This window comes from Flaviramulus aquimarinus (assembly GCF_039543205.1).
In the GTDB taxonomy this organism is placed as follows: domain Bacteria; phylum Bacteroidota; class Bacteroidia; order Flavobacteriales; family Flavobacteriaceae; genus Flaviramulus_B; species Flaviramulus_B aquimarinus.
Window position 1 is genome coordinate 462619 of sequence record NZ_BAABJH010000001.1, and the last position, 15716, is coordinate 478334.

The 15716-nt window shown below is 34.3% G+C and carries 7 protein-coding genes; 1 reads left to right on the forward strand and 6 read right to left on the reverse strand.

From position 1 onward, the window contains the following. Positions 1 to 14: 14 nt before the first annotated feature. Both ABD941_RS02150 and ABD941_RS02155 read right to left on the reverse strand, forming a co-directional pair. Positions 15 to 1310, reverse strand: a complete 1296-nt coding sequence (locus ABD941_RS02150) for a hypothetical protein (protein ID WP_345272338.1) — start codon at positions 1308 to 1310, stop codon at positions 15 to 17. A 181-nt stretch (positions 1311 to 1491) separates the two neighbouring features. Beyond that, complete coding sequence (locus tag ABD941_RS02155; protein WP_345272339.1) at positions 1492 to 4095, reverse strand: DUF6923 family protein; 2604 nt, start codon at positions 4093 to 4095, stop codon at positions 1492 to 1494. Between the two features lie 285 nt (positions 4096 to 4380). Between ABD941_RS02155 and purL the strand changes: the two genes are divergently transcribed. Next, on the forward strand, positions 4381 to 8037 hold the full coding sequence (purL, locus tag ABD941_RS02160) for a phosphoribosylformylglycinamidine synthase (RefSeq protein ID WP_345272340.1): 3657 nt from the start codon (positions 4381 to 4383) through the stop codon (positions 8035 to 8037). Between the two features lie 84 nt (positions 8038 to 8121). Here purL and ABD941_RS02165 read toward each other — a convergent pair whose 3' ends face one another. From ABD941_RS02165 to ppdK, 4 genes are all read right to left on the reverse strand, one after another. After that, positions 8122 to 9390, reverse strand: coding sequence for an L-lactate MFS transporter (locus tag ABD941_RS02165; protein ID WP_345272341.1), 1269 nt, complete (start codon positions 9388 to 9390; stop codon positions 8122 to 8124). A 38-nt stretch (positions 9391 to 9428) separates the two neighbouring features. Next, entirely contained in the window at positions 9429 to 10151 is a 723-nt protein-coding gene (gene pflA / locus ABD941_RS02170) for a pyruvate formate-lyase-activating protein (protein WP_345272343.1), read from the reverse strand. Between the two features lie 108 nt (positions 10152 to 10259). Then, positions 10260 to 12485 (reverse strand): formate C-acetyltransferase, encoded by a 2226-nt coding sequence (gene pflB, locus ABD941_RS02175; RefSeq protein WP_345272344.1) that lies wholly within the window; start codon positions 12483 to 12485, stop codon positions 10260 to 10262. 375 nt (positions 12486 to 12860) lie between these two features. Next, positions 12861 to 15590: a pyruvate, phosphate dikinase gene (gene ppdK, locus ABD941_RS02180; RefSeq protein WP_345272345.1), complete on the reverse strand. Its 2730-nt coding sequence runs from the start codon at positions 15588 to 15590 to the stop codon at positions 12861 to 12863. Positions 15591 to 15716 lie beyond the last annotated feature (126 nt).

Below are 15716 nucleotides of genomic sequence, written 5' to 3' on the forward strand. Positions count from 1 at the left end.
ATTGTATGTCATATTTATAAAATTTCTTTGAATTCACTTTCCATAATAATCTTTTTAAAGTCATTAGTATTTAATAGCTCAAATATTGCCATTTCTTTATCGACACTTTTTTTATAGTATGATTTGCATATCAGGTAACCCATGGTATAACCTAAATTACTAGGTCTATCTGTAATACCTCCTCCGTTATACATCCATTTTGATAAATCTCCGCTATAAATATCCCTTTTGAGTCCATTCATTAAAAATTCAAAGTTTCCAGGTTTTTCAAGGTAATCAAGATTTCTTTGTACCCCAGGACTTACTTGATTATTGTCTGTAAGTAGTGAAACTAAAAAATCACAAACTCCTTCTTCAATTAATTTACCAACTAATAAGTCTTTGTTTTCGGTGTCTGAATAAGATTGTTGAAAATGCATAAGCTCATGTACTAAATCAAATTTCATATTTTCAAATTCAGTAATTGTTAATATTTCCCAATCACTCAGATTGTCTAGGGGCATATTGTCAGATTTAGCAAACATTTCAATTCCAATGTAAAGCCCTAATTCTGTAAGTGTTCCACTTCCGTTAATTAAATCGGGTACAATGTATGTTTTAGGAAAAACAGCATTAGGGTAAATTTTAGAAAATCTGACCATCATTTGTTTCGCCTCTTTTGATACTTTCTCTAATTTTTCAGATGTAATATAATTTTTAACATAACTAAAATAATCAGCATTTTCATCAATCCATATTCGGTGCATTTTATCTACATTTTCATATCTGATATGATAATAATCTTTAATTGCATAAGAACCTTCACAAATAAATTCAGACAAATACTTTTTAGCATTAGCCTCATCCTTCATAGCTTTATCAAAGTAGTTCCAAAAACTACTGATAGGTCTTGTTACTATTTCAAAATTGTTCACTGAAGAATTTTTAAGTTTAATCTTTTCTAAGAGTAAATCGACTTCTTTTCTAAGCTCACTATTTTTACTTTCATTCTTAATTCCAAGTTTATCCAATATATATGGATTATTCATTCCATACTTCATGGCTTGTTTTACAGCTATTAGTGCTGAGTCTATTTTACCAGCTTCCCCAAACTGCCATGCAGAATAAACAAATAACTCTGAGGAAAGATTCTTTTCACCTGTTTTGAAATATAATTGTGCGGCTTTACCATGTTGCTCAACAGCGCGAAGGGAATCGCATTGATATCCAATAACTGAAATATCAATCAACTCACAAGAAGGTTTTGATTCATTATGATTTTGACAGCTAATTAATGCTATTATTACAAGTAAAAAAAGATTAATTTTCATAGATCTTGTTTTAAAATTCATGGAGAACATTATGGTATACAAGGTAGATATATATTTACTAATAATTATATACACCACTAAATATAGTAAGATCTTTATTTTGATTTATTGCAAGCATCTTAACAAAAAAAGGCAAAAAACTTTCGTCTTTTGCCTCGCTACTAGGGTAACTTGCTATTAATTAATCCATGAGCAGTTTTGTTGTTTTGTAATTAGTATGACTACTTTTTATAGTACAGAAATACAGTCCTGAGCTTAAGTTGCCACGTTTTAACTCAATTTCATTTTTACCTTGCAATGCAGTAAATGGTATTTGTTTTACTAAGCGTCCTACTTGGTTATAAACCAGAAGTTCTACAGTTTCTGAACTTTGTGCTATAAAATGAACACTTGTGCGTGATGTCATTGGGTTTGGTATCGCTACAGCATTCATGCCGTTAACTTCCGTTAAGGGATCCACAGATAAAGTACTACTTGTTGTGAAACGCAATTGCTCTAAGGTCATTTCTTTAGTCACTTCAGTGCCGTTTTCAGCTAACATGGTAAACACGATTGATGTAATATCGTTTGCCTCTAAAGCTATTCCATTACTTGATTGGAATTCTGAAAACAACAAACTATAATCATTATAATCATCTGTTAATTCAATACTGGTTTTGTATTGTGTTTCCCAGTCGGTGATACCTTCTTTTACCAACCTTACAATTAATGTTCCTGTACCTTTAGCTTGTAATTTAAAGCTGTTGTAGACAGTTAAATCTATAGGATTAAACTTTGGTGTTAAGGCTCTGTAAGCAGCAATATATTCGCTAGTTGTTGCTTTTAAATTAATGTTACGCTCAACGGCATATTCATCATCATTAAATTCTGCTTCATTTGTTTGTACTGTATAATTTATAACGTTTGTACTTGGTGCAGCAGCATCATAACCCCATGGGCCGTCAGACATGAATAAATCATCTGGAGTTTCTACACCATCGCCAATTCTAAAACCGATATCAAAAAGATTTCCAGCATCAACCTCAACATTGGTAATATAGTCGCCGTTTAAGTCTATGGTAGACGCTACATATTCTACATCGTTAGTTTCTGTAATTCTTAATCCGCCATCAAAAGTAACCGCTTTACTCCTATTGGTATTTACTATTTGTAAATCCAACATACCGTTATGGTAAGTTCCTTTTCTAACAAATACGGTAGGTGGTGTGGAATTATTATAACTTGTTATTGGTTTTTGAACGTCTAATAATCGAACCACTTCTTCACCAAGGCGATATAAATCATCTAATGAATTAGACCAGATTTGAAAATTGTAAAACCCAACATTACTTTCATATTTATCCAAATTCCAATGGCTTTCTATACCGAAGTTAGTATTGCTATTTATGGGTTTAGCAGAAAGACTTAATACAAATTCTATATTGCCATCAACATTTCTGATTAATGATTTAATGAATTTTTGTTCATTGATTTCTATGGTAGATACCGAAATTAGTTGAGCCCCCAATAATCGATCACAAATGTATTTGGTATGCTCATAAACACCTTTATCTGTTTTTAGTAATAAAATAGATGCTACAGCTTCATTATTTCTCATATAATCTACTGAATATACATCGGTAGCATTGGTAATATTTATTAAATCTTTTGGAGAAGATTCTATAGCTTCATTTTCATTTATAACCTCAAGAGGAATAAAATCTGACAATTGAAAATCACCACCTTTACTTGTTGATATTTTTCCATACCTATCTGATTTTGAAAAACGTTTTGCAGTCAACTTATCAAATTTATAACTGCTCTTAGCACGGTTAAAGTTTCGTTTACTAATCTGTTCAGAAAGTCTGTTATTACTTTCTAAACCACCTTGATTTCCACCAGATGTTGGTGCTTCTATTACTGGACAAGCTGCATAACCAGAACATGAAGGATCTTCGCAATCTATTAATCCATCGCCATCATCATCTATACCATTGGTACAATCTTCTTGTGGCACAGGAGCCGTTGGACAACGGGCACCATCATTTTGAGCACTAGAAGGTCCATAAGCAAACAGATTAGAATCCATGGTATTAGTACCATCTAAATCTTGAACACTTCGAATAACATAAATGGTTCCTGTTTGATTAGCCGACACATAAAAGCGACCAGAAGCATCAAAATAAACAGCACCATAGGTGTAATTTAAGCCAGATAGAATAGGTACTACACCTAAACTTTCCATGGCGCCAGTTTCGGCATCTATTCTATATAAAATATTTGTTTTCTTTTCAACCGTATAAAGTTTGTTATCCACAGCATTAAATGCCCAATCGTGAATACTAACATTTAAAGGCAGTTCTAAGGTAGCTATATGCTCACCATAATTAGCAGAATCCGGATCTAAATCTATAGTATAATAGGTTGTTCCACCACCTTTTAAAAAATAAACACCTGTTGCACTTACATCACCTATGTAACGTCCACTTGTTGGTAATTCATCAACATAAAACGTTGTTGTTTCAAAGTTTTTTCCAATCCGAACGATTGATTTTTCTGGAGAACTTAAAGACCCCCAAATAAAACCGTCGGCTGGATTATAAGCTGCTGCGTTAATATTACCTGGTGTAACATCAGTTGCTACATTATATGAATTTCCAGATGCTAAATCGATGGCATACACATCATTATATTGAAATAAGTAGGCATTATAATCGCAATTAAACGGTACGCCCTGTGTATCAACACCTACTTGGGCATTAATTTGAAATGTAATAAGAAGTATTAGTAGTAATAATTTTTTCATGATATATTATATTTATACCACAAAACTATATTACTATTGAGCTTTAAATTTTAATTTTCGATGGATGAAAATTAAGTGTAGACCAATGGTTGTAATGAGAAGTTTAAACTAATTAGTGTTTTAGAGTTTGAATCCTGATAACTATAGAGAAGATAACGACCAAAACTAAAAACACTTGTTTAAAACCCGTGGATAACTCACAATTTTCCACTTTACATTTCCTTAAAATTTCATTAAAAAGCAGTAAATTTGCACTTTCTTTAAACAAACACAAATCAAGACATAATGATTCATTTCTTTGGAAACGTAAATAGCAAAGTTTTTGCTGTTCAAACCACAAAAGAATTATCAACTGAAACCATTTCAAAACTAGTATGGTTATTTGGCAACCAGCCTAAAATAGAACAAGCATCTTTAGATGCTTTTTTTGTTGGACCTCGTGCTGCAATGATTACCCCTTGGAGTACCAATGCCGTTGAAATTACTCAAAATATGGGTATTTCTGATATTATTAGAATTGAGGAATTCCAAACTGTTTCAGAAGATTTTAATGATTTTGACCCCATGATTTCTGAAAAATTTAGCGGTTTAAATCAAGACTCATTTACCATTGATATCCAACCAGAACCTATCCTTAATATTGAAGATATTTCGGCATATAACCAACAGGAAGGTTTATCATTAAGTGATGAAGAAGTTGAATACTTGGAAGGTGTTTCAAAGAAAATCGGAAGACCATTAACCGACTCTGAAGTTTTTGGATTTTCTCAGGTGAATTCTGAGCACTGTCGCCATAAAATTTTTAACGGTACATTTGTTATTGATGGCGAGGAGAAACCAACATCGCTTTTCAAATTAATTAAAGAAACCTCCAAACAACACCCTAACGATATTGTTTCAGCATATAAAGATAATGTGGCTTTTATTAAAGGCCCAAAAGTAGAACAATTCGCCCCCAAGCGTGCAGATGTTCCAGATTATTATACTATTGAAGATTTTGATTCTGTGATTTCACTTAAAGCAGAAACACATAATTTCCCAACAACAGTTGAACCATTTAATGGTGCAGCAACAGGTGCTGGTGGAGAAATTAGAGATAGACTGGCTGGAGGAAAAGGTTCATTACCATTAGCAGGAACCGCCGTGTATATGACCTCATATTCTAGATTGGAAAAAAGCCGTCCTTGGGAAAACGGTGTTGAAGAACGCAATTGGTTATACCAAACCCCTATGGATATTTTAATAAAAGCATCCAACGGAGCTTCGGACTTTGGGAACAAGTTTGGGCAACCACTAATTAGTGGTTCAGTATTAACGTTTGAACATGAAGAAGAAGCAAGAAAGTTAGGCTTCGACAAAGTCATTATGCAAGCAGGAGGCATTGGTTATGGAAAACAAGATCAAGCCTTAAAAGACACACCAAAAACTGGTGATAAAATCGTTATTCTTGGTGGGGAAAATTACCGTATTGGAATGGGTGGTGCTGCGGTATCATCTGCAGATACTGGTGCGTTTGCTTCTGGAATCGAATTAAACGCCGTACAACGTTCTAACCCAGAAATGCAAAAACGAGCGGCCAATGCTGTACGTGGCATGGTTGAAAGTGATGAAAATTTTATTGTTTCCATACATGACCATGGTGCTGGCGGACACTTAAATTGTCTATCAGAATTAGTTGAAGATACTGGTGGTAAAATTGATTTAGATGCTTTACCTGTTGGTGACCCAACCCTATCTGATAAAGAAATAATTGGTAATGAATCTCAAGAGCGTATGGGATTGGTTATTGGTGAAGAACATTTAGAAACACTCCATAACATTGCAGACCGTGAGCGTTCACCAATGTATACCGTTGGTGATGTTACTGGTGATGACCGTTTTACATTTGAATCTAAAACCAATGGCAGTAAGCCTATGGATTTAGCTATGGAAGATATGTTTGGCAGTTCACCAAAAACGATAATGACAGACAAAACAGTTAAAAGAAATTATAGTCATATTTCTTATAACACTAATGATTTTTACACCTATCTAGACCAAGTTTTACAACTTGAAGCTGTAGCATGTAAAGACTGGCTAACAAATAAAGTAGACCGCTGTGTTGGCGGTAAAGTGGCTAAACAGCAATGTGTTGGCCCTTTACAAATACCGCTTAACAACGTAGGTGTTATGGCACTAGATTATAAAGGAAAAGAAGGTGTCGCGACATCGATTGGACACTCTCCTATTTCTGGATTAATCAATCCCGTTGCTGGGAGTAGAAATTCCATTACCGAAGCATTGACCAATATTATTTGGGCACCATTAAAAAATGGCTTAACATCTATTTCATTATCTGCCAACTGGATGTGGCCTTGTAAAAACGAAGGTGAAGATGCGCGCTTGTATGAAGCCGTTCAAGCCATTTCAGAATTTGCTATTGATTTAGGTATTAATGTGCCAACAGGGAAAGATTCACTTTCCATGAAGCAAAAATATCCTAACGAAGATGTGATTTCTCCGGGAACAGTTATTATTTCAGCTGGTGCAAACTGTAATAATATTTCAAAAATTGTTGAACCTGTTTTTAATAAAAATGCTGGCGATATTTATTATATCAATATATCCCAAGATGATTTTAAATTAGGTGGAAGCTCATTTGCTCAAATACTGAATAAAATAGGAAATGATGCACCTAATGTAAAAGATGCCGCTTACGTTAAAACAGTTTTTAACACCATTCAAGATTTAATTAGAAATGAGCAAATTGTTGCCGGACATGATGTGGCTTCAGGTGGGTTAATTACCACGCTTTTAGAATTATGTTTTGCAGATACGAATTTAGGTGCTGAATTGGATCTTTCGGCTTTAAATGAAAAAGATGCATTCAAAATCTTATTTGCTGAAAATGCAGGTATCGTTATTCAAGCTAAAGATGTTTCAATTGAAAAGGTTTTATCTGGTGCCAATATTGAATTCTTCAACATTGGTAAAGTAAATGAAAGTGATACACTAAACATTATTAATAATGCTGAAGTATTTACCATGACCGTTTCACGATTACGCGATGTTTGGTATAAAACGTCTTTCCTTTTAGATCAAAAACAAACCGCTAATAATTTAGCTCAAGATCGTTTTGATAATTATAAAAACCAACCGCTACAATATACGTTCCCTAAACATTTTACAGGAAAATTACCGGTCATTGGAAAAACAAGACCTAAAGCAGCCATACTACGTGAAAAGGGATCTAATTCTGAACGCGAAATGGCAAACGCCATGTATTTAGCTGGCTTTGATGTTAAAGACGTACACATGACCGATTTAATTTCTGGTCGTGAAACTTTAGAAGACATTCAATTTTTAGGAGCTGTTGGTGGCTTTAGTAATTCGGATGTTTTAGGCTCTGCCAAAGGTTGGGCAGGTGCCATTAAATATAATGAAAAGGCTAATAAAGTTATTAAAGATTTCTTTGCTAGAGAAGACACCTTATCCGTTGGAATATGCAATGGCTGTCAACTATGGATGGAATTGGACCTTATAAATCCTGACCATGAAATTCATGGTAAAATGCATCATAACGATTCTCATAAACACGAAAGCTCTTTTACTTCAGTAAAAATTCAAGAGAACAATTCGGTTATGCTATCAACACTTGCAGGAAGCACTTTAGGAGTTTGGATTTCGCATGGTGAAGGAAAATTTAATTTACCTTACTCTGAAGACAAATACCAAATTGTTGCTAAATATGGTTACGAAGGCTATCCGCATAACCCTAACGGTTCGGATTTCAACACCGCTATGATGTCTGACAAAACAGGACGCCATTTGGTAACCATGCCACATATTGAGCGTTCTACATTCCAATGGAATTGGGCAAACTATCCAGAAGGACGTAAAGATGAAGTGTCGCCTTGGTTAGAAGCTTTTGTGAATGCTAGACTTTGGTTAGAGAACAAGTAAAATAAAAGCCTAGAAATGCATTAATGCATTTCTAGGCTTTCCAACTGATTCAAATAAAAATGAACTAAATTTTAGTTTTCTATTTTAAGCAAATTTCAACTTTTTACCTGCTTTTTCATCCATTTTCTTGTATGCCTTTGTCACCGTTCTTTTCATTAATAATGAAACTATAAACGCTACTACAAACAAGCCTGCAAAGACTTTTAATGTTGTATCTAAAGACCCTGTACTATTCTTGACTACATCATAAATTGTAGGACCAACAACTCCTGCTAATCCCCAAGCTGCCAATACCATACCATGTATAGCGCCTAACTGCTTTGTTCCGAATAAATCTCCTAAAAACGCTGGTAGGGTTGCAAAACCACCGCCATACATTGTTATAACCGTAAACAACACGATTAAGAATGCCAATTCCATTGTAATTTGCGGAAGGAAGAAGAATGCTAAAATTTGAAATCCAAAAAAGATAATGTATGTATTGGCTCTTCCGAGATAATCAGAAAGACTGGACCACATAATTCTACCTAATCCATTAAATACGCCTATTAGACCTACTATACCTGCAGCTTCCATAGGTGTATAATTAAGCTTTTCTTGCATCATGGGGCTTGCTGCAGATATTATAGCAATACCGCAGGCTATATTTATAAACATCATAATCCAGATGTAATAAAAACGTGATGTTTTTAAGGAGGCGTTGGCATCAATATTTGCCATATCGGTCTTGATTGTTTTTCCTTCTCCTGGTTTATATCCTTCTGGCATATAGCCTTCGGGCGGTCTTTCAATATATCTTGCAGAAGATAATATGAGGATCATATAAATAATACCTAGAATATAAAAGGCATTTGAAACGCCTACTGCATCAAATAGCGATTGCATTACAGGTCCAAAAATTAAAGCTGCAAAACCAAAGCCCATTATCGCCATTCCTGTTGCCAATCCACGTCTGTCTGGAAACCATTTCACCAATGTACTTACAGGCGTAATATAACCAAGTCCTAGACCGATTCCTCCAATAACGCCGTAGCATAAATAAAACAGTTGTAACGATTCCAATTGAACAGCTAATCCTGAGCCTAAAATACCAACGCCATAAAATAGCCCGGCGGTTGTCCCACTAATTTTTGGTCCTACTTTTTCAACCCAGCGCCCTAAAAATGCTGCTGATAAACCTAAAAGTAAAATGGCAATTTTAAATGCCCATTTTATGACACTTCCATCAACATCAAAAATATCTTTAACAGGATTGGTCATTACCGAATAAGCATATACTGATCCTATTGAAATATGGATTCCTACTGCTGAAGCAGCGATTAGCCATCGGTTTTTAAGTTTCTGTGTTTTCATTATTTATAAAATTTGAGTGTGCTTTTCAGCAACACATCTTAATTTGTTTTTACTTCTTTAAAGTACTTTTCTAATATAATTACTGCAGATTTTATTTCCTCGGCAGTATTTTCGCGAGCATCTTTCAATTGATACTCCCAACCTAAAGATTCCCATTTATGAATACCTAGTTTGTGATAAGGCTGAAGTTCAATTTTTTCAATGGTTTTATAATCTTTGAAATACTCACCCATGGCATGCAGCAATTCTGGTGTATTTGTAAGTCCTGGTATCAATACGTAGCGCAACCACATTTTTTTTCCTGAAGCTTCTCTATATTTTGCAAAATTGAATGTCGTTTCTTTGTTCTTTTGCCCAGTTATATACTTATAACCTTCCTCAGTCATGTGTTTAATATCCAACATTACCAAATCAGTATACTCATCTAATAATTCTTCTGTAAAATGATTTAACAATCTACCGTTTGTATCTATATTGGTATGAATACTTTCTTGTTTTAGTCTTTTAAAAAAGGGAATTAATGCTTTTGACTGTAGCAAAGGTTCTCCTCCTGAAACTGTTACCCCTCCTTTTTTACCAAAGTAAGGTTTCATTTTTACAGCCATTTCTACAAGCTCTTCAATAGGATATGATATTCCTCCAGTCGTATCAATAGTATCTGGGTTATGGCAATACAAACATTTTAGTTTGCAACCTTGGAGAAAAAGCACCATTCTCACACCTGGTCCATCATGGGTTCCAAATGATTCGATTGAGTGCACGTTTAGTATGTTATCTTGAGTTTTGATAGGTCAATTTTTTTTTAAATAAGCATCCAAAAAAGAAGGCTTTGCACTCCTTTTTCAGATGCTTTCAAAATATTAATAAAACTACATGGATTCGTGGAAAGAACGTGTAATCACTTCCATTTGCTGTTCTTTTGTTAATCTAACAAAGTTTACAGCGTAACCAGACACACGTATTGTTAGTTGTGGATATTCTTCAGGATACTCCATAGCATCAAGTAGCATTTCTTTATCCAGAACATTTACATTTAAATGTTGTGCATTTTTTATGAAATACCCATCTATAATCGTTGCTAAATTCTCAATTCTTTCATCAGCATCCGCACCTAATGATTTTGGTACTATTGAAAAGGTATTTGAAATACCATCTAATGAATCTTTATAATCAATTTTAGCTACAGAGTTTAATGAGGCTATAGCACCATTACAATCGCGACCGTGCATTGGATTAGCACCAGGAGCAAAAGGTATTCCACTTGCTCTACCATCTGGAGTAGCACCGGTTTTTTTACCGTACGATACATTAGAGGTAATCGTTAATACAGACATTGTTGGTTCTGCATCTTTATACACAGATAATTTTTTTAACTCATTGTTGAAGTCAGCAACAGCTTTTGCTGCTAATTCATCAACGGCATCCTCATCATTTCCATACTTTGGAAACTCACCTTCAACTTTAAAATCTACAGTTAAACCTTCTTCATTTCTAATTGGCTTTACGCTTGCATATTTGATAGCTGACAATGAATCTGCAACAATAGATAAACCAGCAATACCATAAGCAATATTAATACTTGGGTTGGTATCAATTAATGCCATTTGAGCTTTCTCATAATAGTATTTATCGTGCATGTAGTGAATAATATTCATAGAATCATTATAAACTCTTGCAACCTCTTTCATGGCAATTTTAAAATTAACCATAACTTTATCGAAATCTAGATATTCGCAATTATAAGGTTCTATACCTTCTACCATTTGCTTACCTGTGTTTTCACAACGTCCACCATTAATAGCTAACAATAGTGTTTTTGCTAAGTTAGTACGTGCTCCAAAAAATTGAATAGACTTTCCTAACTCTTGATAAGATACACAACATGCAATACCGTAATCATCAGACCCACGCTGCGCTCTCATTAAGTTATCATTTTCAAATTGAATTGAAGACGTATCAATAGCAACTTTAGAACAGTAGTTTTTAAAGTTTTCTGGTAACTGCTCAGACCAAAGTACAGTCATATTTGGTTCTGGAGAAGCACCTAAATTATACAACGTATTTAAGAAACGGAATGATGTTTTAGTTACTTTAGTTCTTCCATTATCAAACATACCCCCTATGGCTTCTGTTACCCAAGTAGGATCTCCTGCAAATATTTCATCATAAGCCTCCATTCTTAAATGACGTACCATTCTTAATTTCATTACGAACTGGTCTATAAACTCTTGAGCTTCTTCTTCTGTAATAAGACCTGCTTGTAAATCATTTTCAATATAAATATCTAAGAAGGTAGAAGTATTCCCTAAAGACATGGCAGCACCATCTTGCTCTTTAACCGCAGCTAAGTACCCCATGTATGTCCATTGCACCGCTTCTTGAGCTGTAACTGCTGGACGCCCTAATTCTAAATCATAGGTATTACCTAAAGTAATGATATCTTGTAAAGCCCTAATTTGCTCAGAAACTTCTTCGCGCAAACGGATTACAGATTCTGTCATTGGTCCTGTAATATTTGCCAAATCCTTTTTCTTCTCTTCAATTAAAAAATCAACTCCATAAAGTGCTACACGACGGTAATCACCAATAATTCTACCTCTAGCATAATTATCTGGCAATCCAGTTAAAAACCCTAAAGAACGAAACTTTCTAATTTCAGCATTATAAGCATCAAAAACCCCATCATTATGCGTTTTTACATACTTAGAAAACAACTCAGTTAAAGCATCATTTGGTTTTAAACCTTGCTCTTCTAATGCTTTTTGAACCACTTTAAAACCACCAAAAGGTTTCATAGCTCTTTTCAATAACTCATCGGTTTGCAAACCAACTATAACTTCATTGTCTTTATCAATATAACCAGCAGCAAAAGCGCTAATCGTTGAAATGGTTTCTGTATCTACAGAACGTACGCCATTATTTTGTCTCTCTTCTAGGGCTGCTTCTTTACAAATCTCCCATAATTTTTGAGTTTTGGCACTAGGTCCAGCTAAAAATTCGTGTGTTCCATGGTAAGGTGTTATGTTATTAATAACAAAATCCCTTACATTGACTTTCTTTGTCCAAATTCCGTAGTTAAATTGTTTTACTTCCATTGTTTTATTGTATTTATATTTTGAAAAAACATGTCTATTTTTATATACTCAAAGGTAAATACCAAGACCAACTATAAAACTGACAAATGTCAGTAAACCTAATAAAAATACATATTCATGAAGCTTGTTTAACGAAAACGTTTGAAATATAAAAACCTTAAAATGAAATGTTTATTCTTTTAACTTTTTTACTGTATAAACCTTAATAAATAGCATTTTTTTAAGATGGTTATTACACACATTTTCATTATAAGATACAACTTTCATAAAAATTGATAACCCTAAAATATTTTATATATATTTAATAATAAACTGAATTATAAACCCCCAAAATAGATTTATTTATTTTGGGGGCTTAACTAAAAAAATATAATACTATAAGGTTGCCTTTATAGCTGCTTGTGCTGAAACCAATCTAGCAATTGGTACTCTATAAGGCGAGCAACTTACATAATTCATTCCTGAGTTATAACAAAACTCTACAGAGCTTGGTTCGCCGCCATGTTCACCACAAAGACCCACTTTTAAATTAGGTTTTGTACTTCTACCTCTTTCGGTTCCAATTTTAACTAACTGTCCAACACCTTCTTGATCTAAAACTTCAAAAGGGTCTACTTTTAAAATTCCTTTTTCAATATATATTGGTAAAAATTTACCCGCATCATCACGAGAATACCCAAAAGTCATTTGTGTTAAATCGTTAGTTCCGAAAGAGAAGAAGTCAGCTTTTTCTGCAATTAAATCTGCCATTAAAGCGGCTCTTGGAATTTCAATCATCGTACCTACCAAATACTCTACAGTATCATGCCGCTCTTCAAATATTTTTTTTGCTGTTCGTCTTATAAGCTCCTCTTGGAATTCAAATTCTTTAACTGTACCAATTAAAGGTACCATGATTTCTGGTTTACAAATAATGCCCTTCTCCTTTAAATTAAGAGCGGCTTCAATAATAGCTCGGGTTTGCATTTCGGTAATTTCTGGATATGTGTTACCTAATCTACAACCTCTATGCCCTAACATTGGGTTAAACTCCTCCAGTTCAGATACTTTAATTTTAACTGCTTGTAATGAAATATGCATGTCTTCTGCAAGTTCCTTTTGAGTTGCCAATTGATGAGGTACAAATTCATGTAATGGTGGATCTAATAAACGAATTGTAACCGATAAGCCTTCCATAGCTTCAAAAATACCTTCAAAATCTGCACGTTGCATTGGTAATAGATCTTCTAAAGCCTGTTTTCTACCTTTTACAGTATCGGCTAAAATCATTTCTCTCATGGCTTTAATTCTATCAACCTCAAAAAACATGTGTTCGGTTCTAGTTAAACCAATACCTTCAGCCCCAAAACCACGTGCCACTTTAGCATCTTTTGGACTATCGGCATTTGTTCTCACTTTCATAACACCGTATTTATCTGAAAGTGCCATTACTTCTGCAAATTCGCCACTTAGCTCAGGTTCTGCCGTTGCTACTTTACCTTCTATAATATTACCTGTAGAACCATTTAGAGATATCCAATCGCCTTCATGGTACTCATGTTCACCAACAGTAAGTGTTCTGGTTTTATAATTTATTTTTAATGCTCCAGCACCAGAGATACAACATTTACCCATACCACGTGCCACTACAGCTGCATGGGAGGTCATCCCTCCGCGGGCTGTTAAAATACCTTTAGCAATGTTCATGCCTTCTAAGTCTTCAGGAGAAGTTTCAATTCTTACAAGAATACTGTTTTTATATTTACTGGCTTCATCAGCAAAAAACACTATTTTACCAGTTGCAGCACCAGGAGATGCTGGTAAACCTTGTGCTATTACATGAGCTTTTTTTAAGGCTGACAGATCAAAAACAGGATGTAAAAGTTCATCGAGTTTATTAGCTTCAATTAAAAGTAAAGCTTCTTTTTCATCAATCATTTTTTCTTTTAATAAATCCATAGCTATTTTTACCATAGCTGCTCCTGTTCGCTTACCATTTCTAGTTTGTAGTATCCATAACTTACCATCTTGGATGGTAAACTCCATATCTTGCATATCACGGTAATGCTTCTCTAAAGTATCTTGATAATCATTAAGTTCATTAAAAATTTTTGGCATTAACTCTTCTAATGAAGGATAATTTTCGGTTCTATCGTCGTCGTCAATTTTTGCTAATTCTGCCCAACGTTCTGACCCTAATTTTGTTATTTGCTGTGGTGTTCTAACGCCTGCAACAACATCTTCGCCTTGTGCATTTATTAAATACTCACCATTAAACACATTTTCACCTGTACCTGCATCACGGGTAAAACATACGCCAGTACCTGAATTGTCACCCATATTACCATAAACCATGGCTTGTACATTTACAGCGGTTCCCCAATCTGCAGGATATCCATTCATATTTCTATAATACACAGCTCGGTCTCCATTCCAACTATTAAATACGGCTATAATAGCTCCCCAAAGTTGATCCCATGGGTTTGTTGGAAAATCATGTCCTGTTCTTTTCTTAACTGCATCTTTAAAATCGTAAACTAAATCTTTTAAATCTTGAATAGTAAATTCAGTATCTAATTGAATACCTCTTTTTTCCTTAAGATGCTCCATGATTTCTTCAAAAGGATCAATATCATCTTTTGAAGCTGGTTTCATACCTAAAACCACTCCACCATACATTTGAATAAAACGACGATAAGAATCCCAGGCAAACTGCTCATTATTTGTTTTTTTGGCTAAGCCCAAAACCACTTCATCATTCATCCCTAAATTTAGAACTGTATCCATCATACCGGGCATAGATACTCTAGCTCCAGAACGAACAGACACCAATAGAGGGTTCTCTTTGTCTCCAAAGGTTGTTCCCATCAATGATTCTATATTAGCTATAGAGGCTTCAACCTCTTCCTTAATCATTTCTACAACCGCGTCCTGTCCTAATAAATTATATTCTGTACAAACTTCAGTTGTAATTGTAAAACCAGGTGGAACTGGAATTCCTATTGAACTCATTTCTGCTAAATTAGCACCTTTACCGCCCAATAAGTTTTTCATTTTACTGTTTCCATCTGCAGATTTATCTCCAAATCTATACACTCGGGGTTTAACTTCTTGTAATATTTCCATAATAATCAACTTTGATAAAATTCGAGGTTAAAATTATAGACAAAGAGGGTTTATTTCCATGACATAAATCATATAATCGACATTACTCAATTATTAGAAATTCTTATCTGTTTTGTATTATGTAAT

Coding starts and splice junctions, on each gene's coding strand:
- ABD941_RS02150 (WP_345272338.1), bottom strand. CDS start 1,310: ATGAAAATTAATCTTTTTTTACTTGTAATAATAGCATTAATTAGCTGT.
- ABD941_RS02155 (WP_345272339.1), bottom strand. CDS start 4,095: ATGAAAAAATTATTACTACTAATACTTCTTATTACATTTCAAATTAAT.
- purL (WP_345272340.1), top strand. CDS start 4,381: ATGATTCATTTCTTTGGAAACGTAAATAGCAAAGTTTTTGCTGTTCAA.
- ABD941_RS02165 (WP_345272341.1), bottom strand. CDS start 9,390: ATGAAAACACAGAAACTTAAAAACCGATGGCTAATCGCTGCTTCAGCA.
- pflB (WP_345272344.1), bottom strand. CDS start 12,485: ATGGAAGTAAAACAATTTAACTACGGAATTTGGACAAAGAAAGTCAAT.
- ppdK (WP_345272345.1), bottom strand. CDS start 15,590: ATGGAAATATTACAAGAAGTTAAACCCCGAGTGTATAGATTTGGAGAT.